17 protein-coding genes are annotated in these 18,376 nt (G+C 45.5%); 4 read left to right on the forward strand and 13 right to left on the reverse strand.

Features of this window, described 5'->3' with window-relative positions:
* Positions 1 to 3: 3 nt before the first annotated feature.
* Positions 4 to 537 carry an adenine phosphoribosyltransferase gene (locus CR164_RS02270; protein WP_110022319.1) on the reverse strand — a complete coding sequence of 178 codons (534 nt, stop codon included), beginning with the start codon at positions 535 to 537 and terminating at the stop codon, positions 4 to 6.
* Between the two features lie 78 nt (positions 538 to 615).
* A complete protein-coding gene (mtaB, locus tag CR164_RS02275) occupies positions 616 to 1,959 on the reverse strand; it encodes a tRNA (N(6)-L-threonylcarbamoyladenosine(37)-C(2))-methylthiotransferase MtaB (protein WP_167392930.1) in 1,344 nt (447 codons plus the stop codon).
* 371 nt (positions 1,960 to 2,330) lie between these two features.
* Here mtaB and CR164_RS02280 point away from each other — a divergent pair, with 371 nt between their 5' ends.
* Complete coding sequence (locus CR164_RS02280) at positions 2,331 to 2,795, forward strand: hypothetical protein (RefSeq protein ID WP_110022662.1); 465 nt, start codon at positions 2,331 to 2,333, stop codon at positions 2,793 to 2,795.
* Positions 2,796 to 2,939: 144 nt separating this feature from the next.
* On the opposite strand, the gene CR164_RS13290 is transcribed toward CR164_RS02280, so the two are convergent.
* Both CR164_RS13290 and rodA read right to left on the reverse strand, forming a co-directional pair.
* Positions 2,940 to 3,071 carry a hypothetical protein gene (locus CR164_RS13290; RefSeq protein WP_265372060.1) on the reverse strand — a complete coding sequence of 44 codons (132 nt, stop codon included), beginning with the start codon at positions 3,069 to 3,071 and terminating at the stop codon, positions 2,940 to 2,942.
* 311 nt (positions 3,072 to 3,382) lie between these two features.
* On the reverse strand, positions 3,383 to 4,609 hold the full coding sequence (gene rodA, locus CR164_RS02285; protein ID WP_110022321.1) for a rod shape-determining protein RodA: 1,227 nt from the start codon (positions 4,607 to 4,609) through the stop codon (positions 3,383 to 3,385).
* Positions 4,610 to 4,817: 208 nt separating this feature from the next.
* On the opposite strand from rodA, the gene era reads away from it, so the two are divergent.
* Positions 4,818 to 5,738: a GTPase Era gene (era, locus tag CR164_RS02290; RefSeq protein ID WP_110022322.1), complete on the forward strand. Its 921-nt coding sequence runs from the start codon at positions 4,818 to 4,820 to the stop codon at positions 5,736 to 5,738.
* Positions 5,735 to 5,977 (forward strand): hypothetical protein, encoded by a 243-nt coding sequence (locus CR164_RS02295; RefSeq protein WP_110022323.1) that lies wholly within the window; start codon positions 5,735 to 5,737, stop codon positions 5,975 to 5,977. The genes era and CR164_RS02295 overlap by 4 nt, the downstream gene beginning before the upstream one ends.
* Before the next feature lie 401 nt (positions 5,978 to 6,378).
* Here CR164_RS02295 and rpsA read toward each other — a convergent pair whose 3' ends face one another.
* Both rpsA and cmk read right to left on the reverse strand, forming a co-directional pair.
* Positions 6,379 to 8,157 carry a 30S ribosomal protein S1 gene (gene rpsA / locus CR164_RS02300; RefSeq protein ID WP_110022324.1) on the reverse strand — a complete coding sequence of 593 codons (1,779 nt, stop codon included), beginning with the start codon at positions 8,155 to 8,157 and terminating at the stop codon, positions 6,379 to 6,381.
* An 89-nt stretch (positions 8,158 to 8,246) separates the two neighbouring features.
* Complete coding sequence (gene cmk, locus CR164_RS02305) at positions 8,247 to 8,948, reverse strand: (d)CMP kinase (RefSeq protein ID WP_110022325.1); 702 nt, start codon at positions 8,946 to 8,948, stop codon at positions 8,247 to 8,249.
* Between the two features lie 121 nt (positions 8,949 to 9,069).
* Between cmk and ychF the strand changes: the two genes are divergently transcribed.
* Positions 9,070 to 10,161, forward strand: coding sequence for a redox-regulated ATPase YchF (gene ychF, locus CR164_RS02310; RefSeq protein ID WP_110022326.1), 1,092 nt, complete (start codon positions 9,070 to 9,072; stop codon positions 10,159 to 10,161).
* Positions 10,162 to 10,410: 249 nt separating this feature from the next.
* Here the strand turns inward: ychF and murI are convergent, their stop codons facing one another.
* The 7 genes from murI to CR164_RS02345 form a co-directional block, all read right to left on the reverse strand.
* Positions 10,411 to 11,217 (reverse strand): glutamate racemase, encoded by an 807-nt coding sequence (gene murI, locus CR164_RS02315; protein ID WP_110022327.1) that lies wholly within the window; start codon positions 11,215 to 11,217, stop codon positions 10,411 to 10,413.
* Positions 11,218 to 11,323: 106 nt separating this feature from the next.
* Complete coding sequence (locus CR164_RS02320) at positions 11,324 to 12,133, reverse strand: SDR family NAD(P)-dependent oxidoreductase (RefSeq protein WP_110022328.1); 810 nt, start codon at positions 12,131 to 12,133, stop codon at positions 11,324 to 11,326.
* A 19-nt stretch (positions 12,134 to 12,152) separates the two neighbouring features.
* The gene (gene lptE, locus CR164_RS02325; RefSeq protein ID WP_239994434.1) at positions 12,153 to 12,671 is read right to left on the reverse strand and encodes an LPS assembly lipoprotein LptE; all 519 of its coding nucleotides are present in this window, start codon (positions 12,669 to 12,671) and stop codon (positions 12,153 to 12,155) included.
* 319 nt (positions 12,672 to 12,990) lie between these two features.
* The gene (locus CR164_RS02330) at positions 12,991 to 13,812 is read right to left on the reverse strand and encodes an SDR family NAD(P)-dependent oxidoreductase (RefSeq protein WP_110022329.1); all 822 of its coding nucleotides are present in this window, start codon (positions 13,810 to 13,812) and stop codon (positions 12,991 to 12,993) included.
* A 99-nt stretch (positions 13,813 to 13,911) separates the two neighbouring features.
* The gene (locus tag CR164_RS02335; RefSeq protein WP_110022330.1) at positions 13,912 to 15,198 is read right to left on the reverse strand and encodes a RuBisCO large subunit C-terminal-like domain-containing protein; all 1,287 of its coding nucleotides are present in this window, start codon (positions 15,196 to 15,198) and stop codon (positions 13,912 to 13,914) included.
* 111 nt (positions 15,199 to 15,309) lie between these two features.
* On the reverse strand, positions 15,310 to 16,191 hold the full coding sequence (gene lsrF, locus CR164_RS02340; RefSeq protein ID WP_110022331.1) for a 3-hydroxy-5-phosphonooxypentane-2,4-dione thiolase: 882 nt from the start codon (positions 16,189 to 16,191) through the stop codon (positions 15,310 to 15,312).
* Between the two features lie 50 nt (positions 16,192 to 16,241).
* Positions 16,242 to 18,359, reverse strand: a complete 2,118-nt coding sequence (locus CR164_RS02345; protein ID WP_110022332.1) for a bifunctional aldolase/short-chain dehydrogenase — start codon at positions 18,357 to 18,359, stop codon at positions 16,242 to 16,244.
* Positions 18,360 to 18,376: the final 17 nt, after the last annotated feature.

Here is an 18,376-nt window from a genome sequence, read left to right on the forward strand (position 1 = left end):
GTCCTATTCCCCTTCAAACTCTGTAAGACAGAACAGCTTATAGCCTTTGCCTTCAAGTTTTTTCTGCCCACCTATATCAGGAAGGTTGACTATAAATGCCATTTCCGCTATAACACCACCAACTTTCTCGACAAGCGCACCTCCTGCAAAAGCGGTTCCCCCGGTAGCAAGAAGATCGTCAACAAGCAAAACACGGGTACCTTTTTCAAAAGCATCGATATGCATTTCTACCTTGTCAGTACCATACTCAAGCTGATACTCCTGATCGACAACATCTCCCGGCAACTTACCTGGCTTTCTGATCGGAACAAATCCTTTGCCGAGAGTGTAGGAAAGCGCTCCACCAATGATAAAACCTCTTGCCTCCATGCCAACGATCATATCAAAATCAACCCCGTTTTCGAGGTAATGCTGTGTGAACTGATCAATCACAAGCCTGAAACCAACCGGATCCTTAAGAAGAGTGGTAATGTCACGAAACATGATTCCTTTCTTGGGATAGTCGGGAATAGTACGGATACGTGATTTAATAGCCATTGGAGTAATTATTTAGACAGGTTAATAAGTTACAGAAGAACCTCTCAACAAAACGCAGATATTCCTGGCAAAAGGCTACTAAGTTACAAATCTGCCTTCTAAAATCAAATCCTCACCCATATTTTCGATCAAAACCTTTTTGCAGCTCCCTACAAACTCGACAGGCTCATAACTGTCTTTTACGTTGACACTTACTCGCAAATAATTTTCTGAGTATCCGGAAAAGACAATCTCTCCGTTTTTCACGGTTTCAAACTCTTCAAATAGCACATCGAGGGCCTTTCCCACATACTGCAAGGCAAACTCGCGCTGTTTTACCTCAGCGAGATCAAGAAGAAGCTTGCTTCTTGAACGAGCAATTTCAGAATGGACTTTTTTACACACACCTGAGGAAATCTGCTTGGAAAGTACCGTCTCCGGCCTGAGAGAACATGTAAAAACATGCAGGTACGCCGCAGGAAGAGCTTCCAGAAACCTTAAGGTAGCTTGAAAATGTTCCTCGGTCTCGCCGGGATACCCGGTGATGACATCCGCCCCGATAGCACAATCGGAGATCGCCTCGATAGCCTTCAGAAAACGCTCTCGATAACCTGCTGAAGAATAGCGGCGTCGCATGGCAGTGAGAATATTGTCTGAACCTGACTGAAGAGGAAGATGAAAGTGAGGCATGATCTTCGACGAAGAAGCAACCACGCGTATCAACCTGTCGCTCAGAATATCAGGTTCGATGGAACTTATCCTGATCCTACCGACATCGACAGTCTCCAATTCATGAAGCAACTCTACAATCGTCACAGAACCACTCTGATAATCGGCAATATTGACACCTGTGAGAACAATTTCACGATACCCTGCCTCTGCAAGTTTCACAGCGTCAGCAATCACTTTCTCGAAAGGCACGGATCGGGACCTTCCTCGTGCAAGAGGAATAGTACAATATGCACACCCATAGTCACATCCGTCCTGAATTTTCAGAAATGCCCTGGTTCTCCCGAAATTCTTGTCGTATATCAGAGAATGTGCCGGCACAGCCTCTTTTATATTTCCCGGAGAGGTTACATCTATGTATACAGCTTTATCACAATCTGTTATATATTTTTGGATGTTGAATTTCCCTTCTGAACCAAGAATCACATCAACACCATGAATATTTTCTAAGCTTTCAGGATTCAGCTGTGCATAGCATCCAACTGCAGCAACTCTGCTTTTCGGATACTTTTTTATCATCTTTCTAATCTGCTGCCTTGACTTTTGCCCAGCTTGCTGTGTAACCGCACAAGTATGTATAATGACAAGATCCGGCACTTCATTTCCGAATGATATTTGCCAACCTTCCTGAGCAAAACTCTCCAGTATTGCTGATGTTTCAGCATAGTTGAGTTTACAACCAAGCGTCTTTGCAAAAACACGTTTTTTTTTCATAACCCCATTCAGAATACAAGCATCGTAAGACTATCAAAATCAATAATCAAGAAGCACAAACACACATATATTTTACAGCACAACAAACTATAATATCTCTTATTCTTTATTGCCCAATGCTTGATTTTTAGGATCTACCAATTAATTCACAAAAGCAAAAAGAAACAAAAAGCCTTTTCCAGAGACAACTCATCTTGCTATCTTTTCATAAGTTATTTTTTCTCAAGCATATTCTTTTTCATTTTTCGAGATAACTTACAACGCTCAAATCACAAAAAAGAATAAATATATTGCTTACACATTTCATTTCTTTTATATTAATGGTGTGTGAGCACAATTATATCAAAAAAATAACACAAAAGATGCACGAAATGAACATGAACAAAAGAGATGTAACAGCTCCCGACAAATATGATCTTTTTATCCAGAAGATCGATCAATTTCAGTTACTTGTTGAAAAAAAGAAAGAACTGCAGGACTCTATTACGCAAATACAATGCGAATATGAAGAAAGAATTCGACCAATACAAGATGAGCTTACCGTTATTATAAAAAAGTTAGACCAAAACCTTTCCAGGCTTGAATCGGGAACGGAAGCAACCACAGCTAAAGGAGGATATACCAAGTATGGCAGAGGCCAACTCGGTGAAGCAATCAAGGAGCTGTTGCGCACTAATCCATCACAAGCATTTAAACCCAAAGAAATTGCGGACGCCTTGAACACGAAAGGAACAGCTGTCAGCCTCTGGTTCAATAAATACGGTATTGCAGACGATGAAATCGAACGCATTCCATCAGGTAAAGGCGGCAAGAGATTTGTCTATAAAATCAAATAAAGTTCTTCCCTCATAGCACCTGTTCCTTTATAGTAAACGCAAGAGGTTGCCTCGAAAAGGCAGCCTCTCGTTTTTTAAGGAAGCAATCATTAATAACAACCATTTCACAGGTCTTACCCTGGATCCATCGCCCAATGAAAGTCACTATGGATGCCGCATCACGTGCGGCATGACTCCTCTCTTCTTGTCATCTTCGGGCTTGACCCGGAGATCCACCATCACTGCTCCCTTTTGTCCTCTCACTTTTACATCCTTTAGCGCGACCTGGGGATCCATAAGCGCCCCTGTTTTTCACTATAGAGCCGCATCACGTGCGGCATGGCTCCTCTCTTCTTGTCATCCTCGGGCTTGACCCGGGGATCCATAAACGTCCCTGTTTCTCTCCATGGATGCCGCATCGAGTGCGGCATGACTTCTCGCCAACGGCCAAATCCTACTACCTATTTCCTAAACCCTATTACCCGTCACCTTCTCACTTTCGACCTCCTTGGGTTTGACTCGGGGATCCAATTTTTGTTTTACAAATTAAGCAGACTTGCGAACAGCAGGACGGCCATCTGACCATCAAGCCATCCAGCTATTCTATCTCAATACCCCAAATTCCTTTTATTTCTGAAAAAGTTCAGGGCCAACCCCACCATAACCATATTACCCAGAAGCGATGAGCCACCGTATGAAAGAAAAGGCAATGGAACTCCTATAACAGGAAAAAGGCCAATGGTCATACCGACATTGATCATCACATGAACCAGCCAGAGAGAAACAAACCCAACAAGCGTAAGCTCGACAAACTTATTCTTGATAACACTGACAAGCCAGAGCATCCTCAGGAAAAGAGCAAGAAAAAGACTAAGCAACACTATACTACCGATTAATCCCATCTCTTCTCCAATCACACAAAAAATAAAATCTGTCCATTGCGCCGGAATAAAACGTAGTTGTGTTTGAGTTCCTTCAAGAAAACCTTTTCCGAACATTCCACCCGAACCAATCGCAATTTTAGCTTGCAGCGCATTGTAACCTGCACCTTGAGGATCTGACATTGGATCAAGAAAAGTCTGGATACGCTTCATTTGATGAGGCTGCAGAATAGCTGCAGCAAAACGAAAAGTAAAAAGGCCACCCGCCAAACCGCAAAGAGAGACAATAACCTGTGAAAAATGAAACCCCTTACGGATAAACACAAGTAACACGAAAACAATTATCGTAAGCGCAAACAGCATATATATGTTAAAAAAACCAACTATGGTAAGCAGAAAAGGAATTACCATCAAAAGGAGATAATACACATTGAAACCTGCCATAATCATTACCGGAAAGATAAATGAAAGATAGGTCAGTGTTGTTCCCATATCAGGCTGAAGCATAACCAGTCCTGCAGGTATCACGGCAATGGCAACGGCCAGCAGCACATCGTTAACAGAGGTTATATCCGTATTGTCATTGGAGAGATATCTCGCAAGAGCAAGAATAGTGGTAACTTTCGCTATTTCCGACGGCTGTATACCGATAAATCCTATTCGAAGCCAACTTGTAGCACCGGAGACTTTTGTCCCGAAAAACAAAACCAGTATCAGCAAAAATAAACCTAACAGATATAAAAAATAGGAATACTCAATTATTTTCCTGCAATCGATATAGTAAACAACGACCATGACAACCAAGCCTATTCCGAACCATATAAGCTGTTTATAAAAAAGATCGATTGTCCCAACCCCATTACTGGCACTGTATATTGCAAGAAGCCCGAAAACCACAAGCCCGATCATAAACCCAAATAGCCATACATCGAGTTTGTTATAACTATTAACCATATCGTTCCTGAGATAGAAAGTCGAAATATTGTTGATTCACCGAACTGTTGAATGAAGCATTCACAAGCAAGAACCAACTTTGACGTTGTCCCGTCCCCCCCACACTCTATTCCCCATTACCTATTACCTAATTCCTACCACCTATTCCCTCTATTACCATAAATTTTAGTATAGTATAACCATTCAACAAGCATTCAAATTATCATTCATGCCGAATAAAACAGCTTTTGCCTGTGGGTACGCAGCTATTGTCGGTCCGCCGAACGCAGGCAAATCCACCCTGCTCAACAAGCTTCTCAACCATAAACTATCCATAGTAACACCAAAGCCGCAAACCACAAGGAAAAAAATAACCGGAATTTACCATAATGATCGTTGTCAGATAATTTTTCTTGATACACCGGGCATAATGGATCCCATACAGAAGTTGCATGAATCGATGCTGAAAACAACTCGTACGACCCTGAACGAAGCGGATGTAATCATCGCTTTGATTCCGGCTTCGAAAAGAACCGAGTTGTTTGATCGCACATTCACCAACATGCTTTTCGAAAAATGGCTCGATGAAACAAAAAAGCCGGTGATCATGGCCTTGAACAAGGCCGACATCCTGAACGAAAAAGAGCGGAAAGATGCGCTGCGAATTATCCAGGATCACTGGCAACCCCGAAAAGCATTGGCAGTTTCCGCACTGCATGGAACAGGAATAGATGCTCTTGTCGATTCTTTACAACCATTTTTACCACTTGACACCCCACTTTACCCTGATGACATCCTCAGCACCGCTCCTGAGCGTTTTTTCGTCAGCGAAATTATCCGTGAAAAAGTTTTTTTGCAATACGGACAGGAAATACCCTACGCAACAGAAGTTGTTATTGACGAGTTCAAGGAACAACATGAAAATAATCCTTCAAAAAAAGATGTGATCCGCAGCTCGATCATCGTCGAACGCGATTCCCAAAAACATATTCTTATCGGAAAAAAAGGGGCGGCCCTAAAGAAACTCGGTATGGCGGCAAGAAAGGATATCGAAGAACTCCTTGGCAGGCCGGTCTTTTTAGAGCTGTTTGTGAAAGTCAGGCCCGACTGGAGAAAGAAAAAATCAATGCTGAAAAGTTACGGGTATTGAGCATCTCTTTCAGTCATCTTCGAGCAACCCGAAAGTCCATCAGCAATACTGTCGATCTGCATGGATGCCGCATCAAGTGCGGCATGACTTTCGTGGGGGTTTACACCACATCTCTGTGTAATCTGAACCTCTATTTCACGGAACGGCATGGCTTCTCTACTCTTGTCATCCTCGGGCTTGACCCGGGGCTCCTTCTTTCAATGAACGTCACCATGGATGCCGCATCGAGTGTGGCATGACTTTCGTGGGGGTCGGGTGCCGCAACCCTGTGTAATGTGAACATCTATTTTACGGGGCGGTATGACCTCCCTCCTTTTGTCATCCTCTGGCTTGACCCGGGGATCCTTCTTTTAATGAACGTCACCATGGATGCCGCATCGAGTGCGGCATGACTTTCTCGGGGATTGCAAACTGCATCCCGGTGAAATCCGAGCATCTATTTTACGGGGCGGCATGACCTCCCTCCTTTTGTCATCCTTGGGCAAGCGAAGCGCGACCCGGGGATCCATCGGCATGGCTATCTAGAGGATGCATAACGTAACTTGTTAAGATGCCCGATTCCTTTTTCGTCATATGCAAAAAAGCCTCTTCCGGATTGCCGGGAGAGGCTTTTTTCATTCAGTGCTTCTGGCGAATGCTTTTACTTATCGCCATTTCCTCCGTCATCAGACTTCGACTGCGATTCCAGTTCAGCGCTGGCATCTTCAATCTCTTTCTTTTCGTTTGGATGAGCCTTCAGATACTCTTCGATCTCTTCTTTGCTCTTGTCTTTGAAATACTCGAGCGCAGAAAGAATGATCCGCTTGTTCTCTTTATCAAACTCTATCACGCGAAGCGGCAATTCATCTTCAACCTTGAAGGAACTGTGAATATCCTTTACACCACCCTGCAGCAGATGGGATACCGGAACGAAGCCATCAACATCTCCCGGTAGGATAACGATAACACCTTTCTCGATGATCTGGGATATTGTCCCGGCACACTCCGAACCAACAGCGTATTTCTGTTCAAATTCATCCCATGGATCCGGATTGATCTGCTTGTGACCAAGCGCTATACGACGTGCATTCACATCGAATTTGAGCACTTTGACCTCGAGTTCCTGATTCTTCTTCACCAGTTCGCTTGGATGACGGATTTTCTTGGTCCATGAGAGGTCGGAAATGTGCACAAGCCCATCCACTCCTGGCTCAAGCTCAACAAAAACACCGAAATCGGTGATATTGCTGACCGTGCCTTTGTGAACCGAACCTTCGACATATTTCTCCGACAGGGCAATCCACGGATCTTCGTTGACCCGCTTCATAGAAAGCGAAAGCTTTGTGTGCTCTTTGTCGATATTGAGAATGACACACTCGACTTCCTGACCGAGAGAAACAAACTGACTTGGATGCTTGATATGCTGTGTCCAGCTCATTTCAGAGATATGAACAAGACCTTCGATACCTTTTTCAATTTCGACAAATGCACCGTAATCCGTAATCGAAACAACACGGCCGTTTGTCTTGATACCGACAGGGTATTTTATTTCGATGTTTTCCCACGGATGAGGCTCGAGCTGCTTCATGCCGAGAGAAACCCTTTTGGTTTCTTCGTCAAAACCGACAACAACAACCTTGATCGGCTGATCAAGTTCAACAACTTCTGACGGATGGTTGATCCTGCCCCAGGTGATATCGGTAATATGCACAAGACCGTCAAGACCTCCGAGATCGACAAAGATACCGAAGTCGGTGATGTTTTTAACCGTACCTTCGAGCACCATACCAACCTTGATGTTGGCCAGCATCTCTTCACGTTTTGCTGCATACTCTTCTTCAAGAATCACTTTGTGACTGACAACGATGTTCTGGGTGACCGGATTGATCTTGACAACTCTGAAGTCCATGGTCTGTCCGACAAGCGCATCAAAGTCCCGAACCGGTTTGACATCGATCTGTGAACCTGGAAGAAACGCCTCGACCCCCGAGAGCGAAACGGTCATTCCACCTTTTACGCGATTGACAATCTTTCCGTTTATGATGGTATCGTTCTCGATTGAATCGTATATCTTATCCCAGATCCTGAGAACATCAGCTTTTCGTTTCGACAGAATAAGCTGACCCATCTTGTCTTCGATGTTCTCGAGATATACTTCAACCTCGTCACCGACTTTCAGCTCCTCTTCATCCTTGAATTCGAGCTTTGATACGATACCCTCGGACTTGAAACCAACGTCGATGGTGACATCTTTGTTTGAAATCGCGACAATGGTTCCTTTGACGATCTCTTCTTCCGTGATCTCGTTAAGCGTGCTCGAATAGAGCTGCTCCATTTGATCAAGTTCCGAAGGTTCGTAATTCGCGAAAAATTTTACCCGGTGGTTTTTAGGATTTGTTTCCGTTACCTTCTGTTGTTCGATTGTTTGCGTTTCTGACATTAATTGTTTCCTTCCTCTCTTGTGAATGTTGCCTTTCGCCACGAGAGATTTCAGCGAAAGGTTTTATGGTTAACAAATATGAAGCCGTTCTATACGGCTGTTTTTTCCAAAGCAAGATTGTATACCAGAGCGACCTGCTCATCTATTGTAAGGCCTGATGTGTCAACCTCGACAGCATCCTGATGTTTTTTTAGCGGAGCATGTGTTCTTTCGGCATCGCTTCTGTCACGCTGCAGGATCTCCTGTTCGAGTTCCTTTATCGAGGGAACATTGTTACTGCCTCCACTCTTCCGAACCAACTCGGTATAGCGACGTTTCGCTCTCTCCGAAGCATCGGCCACAAGAAAAATTTTCAACTCGGCATCGGGAAAAACGACGGTTCCGATATCTCTGCCATCCATGACCACCCCTCGTTTCTCTCCCATCGCTCTTTGCATCTGCTTGAGCGTATCACGAACCGGTTTCAAGGAGCTGACAAAACTTACATGACGGGAAACCCTGTTATCTCTGATAGCTTCGGTCACATCCTTACCGTCGAGCAATACACGCTCAGCTTCAAATGCGATATCGATGCCTTCAAGCAAAGATGTTGCATCGTCAGGATGATCCTGAAGATGCCCCAGCAAACCAGCCTCGAAAGCCTTGAGAGTAACCGAACGATACATTGCTCCCGTATCGATGTAAGTATACCCCAATTTCCTGGCCAGCAAACGTGCTGTGGTGCTCTTACCTGAAGCTGCAGGACCGTCTATTGCAATGATAATTTTTCTTGTTCCGCTTGTGATATCCAAAACATTTTGAGTTAGCCTGCTATTCTATAAAAAAATTTTGCTTTTTGCAAATATATTGATTATTTCCATTGCCTATTATATATGGTTCAAAAACCACTACCTATAACTTTTTTCATTACTTATGGCTTTACGTTGCGGAATAGTCGGGTTGCCCAATGTTGGTAAATCAACGCTCTTCAATGCTATAACAGCCAAACAGGCTGAAGCTGAGAATTATCCATTCTGTACCATCGATCCCAACGTAGGCATGGTGCTTGTTCCTGATAAAAGACTTCAACAGCTTTCCGAAATAGCCAAAACATCGACAATCATTCCTGCAACCATCGAACTGGTAGATATCGCAGGCCTTGTAAGAGGTGCGAGCAAAGGGGAAGGGCTCGGAAACCAGTTTCTATCGCATATCAGGGAGGTTGACGCAATTGTTCACGTTGTACGATGTTTCGAGGACTCCAACGTCATCCATGTTCATGGCAAGGTAGACCCTGCTGACGATATTGCCACCATCGAAACCGAGCTGATCCTTGCCGATCTTGAAAGCATGGAAAAACGGCTGGACAAACTGAAGAAAAACGCCAAAAAGGAAAAAGAGCTGCTGCCGGCTGTAGACCTTGCCGAAAAGCTCATCGATGGCTTAGGGAACGGCACACCTGCACGCCTGCTTTTGGAAACCGACGAAGAAAAACTTCTCGGCAAACAGTTTTTCCTGCTATCGGCTAAACCTGTACTGTATGCTGCCAACGTTTCCGACAGCGACCTCCCTGAGGGAAACAGCTTCACTGCTGAAGTAGCTGAAATCGCCGGAAAAGAAGATGCAAAAATGCTCATCATCAGCGCCAAGACCGAAGCTGAAATCGCCGAACTGCCAGAAGAAGACCGGCCGGAGTTCCTCGAAAGCCTTGGGCTGGAAATGTCAGGTCTCGACCGTATCATCCAGACAGCCTACGATTTGCTTGGTTTGCACACTTACTTTACAGCAGGGGAAAAAGAAGTCCATGCCTGGACCATACGCAAAGGAGCTGCAGCACCGGAAGCTGCAGGAGCAATTCACACTGATTTTGAGAAAGGGTTCATCCGCGCCGAAGTTATAGCCTACAACGATATGATTTCTTACGGCTCGGAACAGAAAGCCAAAGACGCCGGAAAAATGCGCTCGGAAGGTAAGGAATACGTTGTCAAAGACGGTGACGTGATTGTATTCCGGTTCAATGTTTGAGAAGTGCTAAGTGCTAAGTGCTAAGTGCTAAGTGCTAAGTGCTAAGTGCTAAGTGCTAAGTGCTAAGTGCTAAGTGCTACGGTGAAGATAGAAAATGTCATCCTCGGGCAAGCGAAACGCGACCCGGGGATCCATCTTTTCAATGAACGTCACCATGGATGCCGCATCACGTGCGGCATGACTTTCCGCTATTACCGATTACCCATTACCGATTACCCATTCCCTACTACCCACACACCTCAACCTCACTCACACATCCACCAGTTCCACATCCGGAATATCCCGGCCAAGGAAAAGTTCACAGAGTGTCTTGAATTTCTGCGGAAGATCGCTGACAAGCAGATGAGGAAAAACCGAACCGGCATCATTGAGCAGATTGTTTTCAACCAGCACCTCTTTTGCTCTGAGAGCAACGGCTTCTGCTGAATCTATGATAGCGATATCCGGGCCGACGATTTCCTCTATCATATTCCTGAGTATCGGGTAGTGCGTACACCCGAGAACAAGAGTATCGACCCCGTGCACCAAAAGCCCTTCGAGATACTCCCGGGCTATCATACCTGAAGCAGGATGATCGATGTACCCTTCTTCTGCAAGTGGGACGAACAAAGGACAGGGTGAAGAAAAAACTTCGGCATCAGGATCAATGGCACTGATGGCAAGCGAGTAGGCATTCGACGCAATAGTCGCCCTGGTCCCTATAACCCCGATACGGTTGTTACGTGAATGTTTAACTGCGAGCTCGGCACCGGCTTCCAAAACTCCCAGCACCGGAACACCTTTACCAACCTGTTGGACAACATCGAGCGCAAGTGATGAAACGGTATTACAGGCAACAATAATCATCTTAGGCTGATACTTCATCAAAATAGCCGTATCATCCTGCGCGTATTTGCGAATCGTGACTTGCGATTTCGAGCCATAAGGAACACGAGCCGTATCTCCGAAATAAATAATACGTTCCGAAGGCAGAAGAGATTGTATGGCTTTAACCACGGTAAGCCCACCAATACCCGAATCAAATATACCGACCGGACTTGATGCTGATATAGTCATGGAATGGTAGTGAATAGTGAATAGTGAATAGTGAATAGTGAATAGAAAGAAGATAGTTCAGAAAACGATAAGAAATGAATAACGACTATTGAAGAATAAAGTAACCCTATCCCTTAGCCTCCAGCATCTTTTCACTGATATCCCAGAGCTGTTGACGCAGTTGCCGATCATTTACAAGCGGGGAATATGAAGCCTGTCGGTTGTTTTCGAAATAATAGCCGGTTAACGCCGCAACATCCTTTGAAAGCGCAAGCCACGCCAACCTGTCGCCGCCGTATACCGGATCTTCTCCTGAAAGTGACCATCCGGCATGAAGCAACTTTGTTGCCAGTATGCCGGGATCCAGAGTATTGACGGTAGCACCTGTCCCCTTGAGCCGCTCAGCATGTTCAACCGTGAACATGACATTACAGAGCTTGCTGAAGGCATAGGCATTATAGCCCGTATAGTGTCGCTCTCCCTGGATGTTTCCGATGTCGAAATCGGCGCTGAGATGATCGACCGAACTGACGTTGACAATGCGAGCCCTACTCTTGAGCAGGAGTGGTTCCAGCAGAAGAGTCAAGTGGAAGTGAGCAAGATAGTTCACTGCAAAGGTGGTTTCAAAGCCATCAACCGTCAGTTCCCTTCGCTCACTGTAAAGGCCAGCGTTATTAATCAACACATCTATTGACTGCTCACTTTCAAGCAGCGTTTCAGCCATAAGAGCAACCTCATCGAGAGAACTGAAGTCGGCTTTTATTTCTCTGATGTTTGAACATCCGGTATATAAGGCGATCTCCCCTTTTACCTTTTCAAGCCCCTCACTGTTTCTGCCATGCAGAATAACCCTCGAACCGTTGCCTGCAAGTTGCAAAGCCGCCGCACGACCGATCCCATCCGTGCTTCCTGTTATGCAGATAACTTTTTGCTTCATGTACCGGTTGTATATCGGCCTACCAATTCGAGATCATGCGGTTAAAAAGGTCATCGACAATCTGGTCGATAACCGTATCGATTGCCTCTTCTTTTCCGGCAAAATCACCGACATCGTAATCATCAAATCCATTGAACGACGTTTTGGTAAAAAAGGCTTTATTCTGTACCCGGTCGTTGAACGATGCGCGGACTACAATTGTAATCCTGTTGGTTATTGCACGTTCGGTTTCACTGCCAATCTGGCTTGATTCATCGCTGAACGAAACAATTGCCGCTTCAAGCAAAGCATCCGCCCTGTTTATGTCCGGCTCGATGCTCAATGAACTTTGCAATTCAATCGTATCGATCAGTTTTTCTGTAAACTCGGCACTCAGTTGAGCCACACCGGCTCCCGATTGCTCTTTAAAGGTCGGCACTGCAACCGTCTTGATGTGAGGAGGTATCGACGCCCCTGTAAAAGAATAGCAGCCCTGTAGAAAAAGCACAAGGCCCGCAAAAACCGGAAGCAATCCCTTAATCCTCTTGCGCCTCAACACAATCCTCTCTCCTTTTTCTTGATTACTGTGAATATCATGTCCCTATTCCCCATTACCTATTACCTAATTCCTACCACCTTTTCCCCCTTATACTGCTCCTCTTCCAAAACCTGTTACAGTTAACCACCCCCTTCCTTAAATGTCAAACCTGAAAAAGACATGAAACAGAGCCCCCATACCGAACAGTGAAATAGATGTTCAGATGTAATCCCTTGTGCAATAACAAACAGCGATATTAAGAAAGAGTGATAGCGCATCTGTCCCGATAAATCGTGATCTGCGATGGATCCCCACACCATCTATCAGCTTGTTCAGCTCGCTAATAGTTTGTCCGGTCGATTTTATGAAACAGTTTTCGAAACGGATAGGAAAACAGAAGCCATTTTTTACGCTTTCCATCAAGTGCTGAAAGGTAGTCACCATTTTTACATCCACCTTTTTCGCTGGCCATTTTTACCGCCAATGATGCCGCTACAGAGGGCGATTGGGAAAAAATATCGACTACTGTGCGAAAAGTTGCCTGCTGGCGTTTCATTTCAGGCGTTTGCGGACCGGAAAGTATCTCTGTACGAACAAGCCCTGGATGCAACAACATGACGGAAACAGGCTGGTTTTTATACTCTTCCGCAACGGCAAAAGTAAATCTCGCTATTGCAGCTTTCGACGAACCATAGGCACTGATATAGGGAGTATTCGATTTCTTATCAGTCCCTGAACCGGCCATGTTGATAATTCTTCCTGTGTTGCCGGTTTCGAGAAAATAGTTCAAGGCTGCCCTTGTACCATAATAAGTGCCCTTCAGGTTAATATCGATAACACGCCCCCACTCTTTGGGATCACCATCGGTAACGTTGTAAAAAGTATCGGATATTCCTGCGTTATTGATAAAAACATCGAGCTTTCCAAACCGCTCAACAGTCGTTGTCACCAGTTCCTCCACTTCAGCACAGTTCGACACATCGCAAACGTGACCGAAAACGCTCTGGTCGGGAAAATCGTTCAGTGCCGCATCGACATTGATTTTGCTGCTGGATGTAATAACAACCTTCGCACCTTCCCGTACGAATGCCTGTGCAATGACTTTACCGATCCCCCTGGTTGAACCGGTAATGATAGCAACCTTATCGAAGAGTTTAGCCACAGCTATTACGTCAAAAATGAAAAGGCAACGGTCAAAAGTCTGAACTCAAAAGCCAAAACATCACATCATCCGGAATGAACATGTTGGTTTTTTGACTTATTATTTCCCCAGCATTGCCATGAGCTCCGGATGATTATCTGCATAGCAATCAAGGGACTGACCATTCTCGATGGCATCCCACGCTTGGCGAATACTTGAAGCCCCTGCTTTTGGCCCCATAGGATGCCCGAAAATCCCTCTTCCTGGAACAAACCCGAAATCAACACTACCGACTTTTCGATAGACACTCTCGAGAGTCAGCGCGGAATCACTTCCACCCGGAACAGGTAGTGAACGTTTTACTGTTCCCATTTCATTGAGACATTCTTCGATATTTTCACGAACTTCCTCTTCAGGGGTCATCATGCGATTCCCAAAACCGGGCATGATGATTGCATCAAGACCTGCCAGACGCTGCAGCTTGGTTACAACCCGGGAATGTACACCGAACTTTTGAAGACGGGTAAACGCTGCAATAAAAGGAAAATGCCCTATCAAGGGGACTTTTGTATGCCTGCGCAGCATTCGTACTGCACTAAGTCCTACAGGGATAGCGTTCAGAAGAAGTGCATTTGCACCATTTGCCACAGCGATATCATGCTGTTCGATCATTTTATCCACCTCATCAGTGATATTGGCAAGGTAGATTTTTTTATCTCCTGTCACCTTTTCAGCCCTGAGCCGGGCTTTGCCAAGAAGTTTTGTACGTTTCTTGGTTGTAGACCAGGGAACATCGGCAAGCATCTCGTCATCTTTGGCTATATCGAGACCGCCGAGCCAGCTTTGATAGGCAATCTCGGCAAAATGCTCGGGCTGAAGACCGATATTAGGTTTCACGACCCCGAAAAAAATAGGCCGGTTATATGCCCCAAGCATATCACGAATGCCATCGATACCGAACTTTGGCCCCTCGAACTTTGCAAGGTAATTGTCCGGAAACGATATATCCAGTAGCTTGACAAGCGGGATTCCCGGTGTAAAAAACGTCCCTTCACCGCAGACAGCGGTAATCAGGTTGGGAAGCTTGGGACCAAAATTCCCATGTGGATGAGCTATGGTAACCCGGCATGCATGAATTTTTCCAACTGCAGCATGCTCGACCGGATAACTCAGCGCATCAAGTTCTTCGAGAACCTGCCAACTGAGAACCTTGGCGCCATATAGCGTCCTGAAATCCTCGTCAAAGCCGACCCGACTCCACTGCGCTGTTGACTGCTCACTACAAAAATGAGCTAGAGCTGTTCTGATATCACCTACACACTCAAGGTAATACTCAAGTTCAAGGTAATCATCCATGTTGAGCTGATCGCGATCTGCAAAAAAACCCTTTATCTCCTCTGCATTCATAATACGTCGTTCAGTGCAGGACTTGTAAAAAAAACAGGACTACCTGCCTCTTCCTGTTTGTATTCGGCCGATAACCGATGAAACCGACCCACTGTTGTATTCAGCCACCCACTACCCCTCAGCTTTAATGCTGTTGAAGTAGTCAAATGCCTCTTCGGGTGTCAAGTTTTCATGAACAATCCGGTTAACGGCTTTCATCATCGCTACTGGAGCTTCACTCTGGAAAATATTTCTTCCCATATCAACCCCGGCAGCTCCCTCTTGAATCGCTTTGTAAGACATAGTAAGCGCATCCAGTTCGGGAATCTTTTTTCCACCTGCCATGACAATTGGAACAGGACAAGATGCTACAACGGTATCGAAATCTTCAGGGACATAGTAAGTTTTGACTATCTGGGCACCAAGCTCAGCGCACATTCTACAAGCAAGACGAAAATACTTTGCATCACGAACCATGTTTTTTCCCACAGCGGTTACGGCCATAACGGGAATGCCATACCGGTAACCCCAATCGACAAGTTTTGTCATATTATGAATCGAGCGGGTTTCATATTCACCACCGATAAAAACCTGAAGAGTAATAGCAGCTACATTCATACGGATCGCATCGTCTATATCAACAGCTATCTGTTCATCGGAGAGTTCTTTAAGAATACTGGGCCCTCCACTGCTACGCATGACAACAGCTTTGGTCAGAGTTGGAGGAACCGTGGTCCGAAGAATTCCCCTCGTCAACATGATAGCATCCGAGTACTGCATCAGCGGTACGATATTGAGATCAACCCGCTCAAGGCCTGTTGTCGGCCCCTGAAAATAACCGTGATCGATCGCAAACATGACGGTCTTTCCCGTATCAGGCCTGAAAATCCTGGACAAACGGTTTTTCATACCCCAATCCAGAGCGCTAGCCCCTTTAAGAAAAAACCCATGAGTATCTACCGGCACGTCGGTGTAATAATTTTTTTCCTGCTTTCCCTGGTCTACTTCCGGCATAGTTATGCTCCTGTTATGCGTTTTTTTTAATGGATAGAAACTGTTGAATCTTATCTCAGCGCAGCAGCAATGTTACCGCCATCCACTGTAGTAATCGAACCCGTTGTTTTTTTCTCGAGCGCGAGGTGCACAAATGCATCAGCCACATCTTCAGCCGTAACCTCAAGCTTGAGAAGATTTCCCGCCATGTACTCCCGGACACTGAGTCCCCGCGCTTTCGAGCGTGATGAAATCATTTCTTCGTTCAGCAATCCGCTGCGAATCCTGTCCGCATTGATACCGTTTGCACGGATACCGTCACGACCATGATCAAGAGCATACTGACGAACAAGAAAAAGCGTTGCGGCTTTGGGAAGGCCGTACGGCCCAAAATCCGGACCGGGATTGACCGCCTGCTTTGAAACATTGTACAGCAGATTTCCTCCGATTCCCTGCTGCTTCATTATAGCAACAGCTTCTTGCGAAATTGCCTGATGGGAAAAGAAATTGAGTTCAAAGCTTTTTCTCAATACGTCATCGGAAACTTCGCCGATTCTCCCCTGTATAGCAGCGCCCACATTGGAAACAACAATATCGACCCCTCCGAACTTCCGGCAAATTTTTGTAAAAGCACTTGAAACGGATGAACGATCAGTAACGTCACACACGACAGCAAGTGCATCAGACCCCAGTTTGTTTTTTGCTTTTTCGAGACTCTCTGCGTCAAGATCGAGAATTGCAACTTCCGCCCCTCTTTCCTTGAACGCTCTGGCTGTAGCCAAACCGATAGCCCCTGCAGCACCGGTTACCATCGCAACTTTTCCGGCAAAAACATCATGCTGCACTTTCTGCACTTTGGCCTGCTCCATGTCCCAGTACTCGATTCCGAAAACATCATGCTCACCGATTGATTCGAAACAGCCGATCGATTCCGCCTGAAGCACCGCTTCTGCCGTGCTTGTAGCGATATCAGCCGTAGTACGGGCGTCTTTGAGTGTTTTACCGAGCCCGAACAACCCGAGTCCGGGAACAAGAATAACTCTCGGTAACGGATCCAGCATATCGACATCTATGCCGGAAGCACTCTGCTGTCTTTCAAAATAAGCAGTATACTCTTTTTTATACGCATCAACCGCATCACGCACCCCTTGCCTGAACCCTTCAGGATCTGAAGCATCAGGAATAGGAAGAATCAAAGGAAGATTTTTGGTGCGAATAATGAAATCCGGCGTCATGCTGCCTTTGCGGGCCAAAGACTCAAGCTCATCACAGTTGACATATTCCATGATTTCCGGTGAAGTCCGGAAATCAAGCACGAAGCTTTCATAATCCTGACTCTCAGGTGCTTTTTCCATTGCGCAAGCTCCCCTGATCACCGGAGCGACATTTTCAACAGAAAGGAGTTTTCCAGGCAAATCAACTGAAGGGAATACTTTTCTGGTCACCTGTTCAATCCTCTCTTCCAGTTCTGAAACTGCACCGATCATCAGATCATAGGCTTTTCTGGAAGTCTCTCCAAAAGTCACCAATCCATGCTTCAGCAGCACAAGCCCTTCCACATCTCTGTTTTTTGCATAGACCTGTTCGGCTGAGCAAGCCAGCTCAAGGCCCGGCCTCATATACGGCACAATACCGAATCTGTCACCAAAAACCTCTTTGCAGAGCGTTTCTCCGTCCGGCTGGTTGGTCAGAGTAAGCAGAGCCTGAGAATGGGTATGATAAACGTATTTATGGGGTAAAAAAGCATGGAGCAGGGTTTCAATTGAAGGTGTCAACCCGTTTTTCACCATATGATCGGTCAGACTGAAGAGGTTGAGGAACAGAAAATTTTTCAGTTCCCTGTTAGAAAACCTCTTGAGATCTTCATTGGTAAGGTTCTCCCCCGACAGAACCATTTGCATCAGTTTATCGAGAGGCTCATTCCTTACTGGCGTAAAATCGTACGCTGTAGCATCTGCAAGATCAACACCACTTCCCTTTATAAAAAGCACGTTTACTTTATTGCCGAGAACATCGGTCAGTTGACTTTTCACAGATGTATTCCCCCCTCCATGCATGACAAGCCTACTCTCTTTACCCAGCAGGCGGGAGGCATAAACCAGTTCAGCGAGCTCCCGAGGCAGCCGGGCATCAGTATTCAGTGATGCCACTGTTGTATCAAATCCAGTTTCTTCCCAGAGGTTTTTCATAGAAAAAAACGTCTAAT

Source organism: Prosthecochloris marina (assembly GCF_003182595.1).
Lineage (GTDB): Bacteria > Bacteroidota > Chlorobiia > Chlorobiales > Chlorobiaceae > Prosthecochloris > Prosthecochloris marina.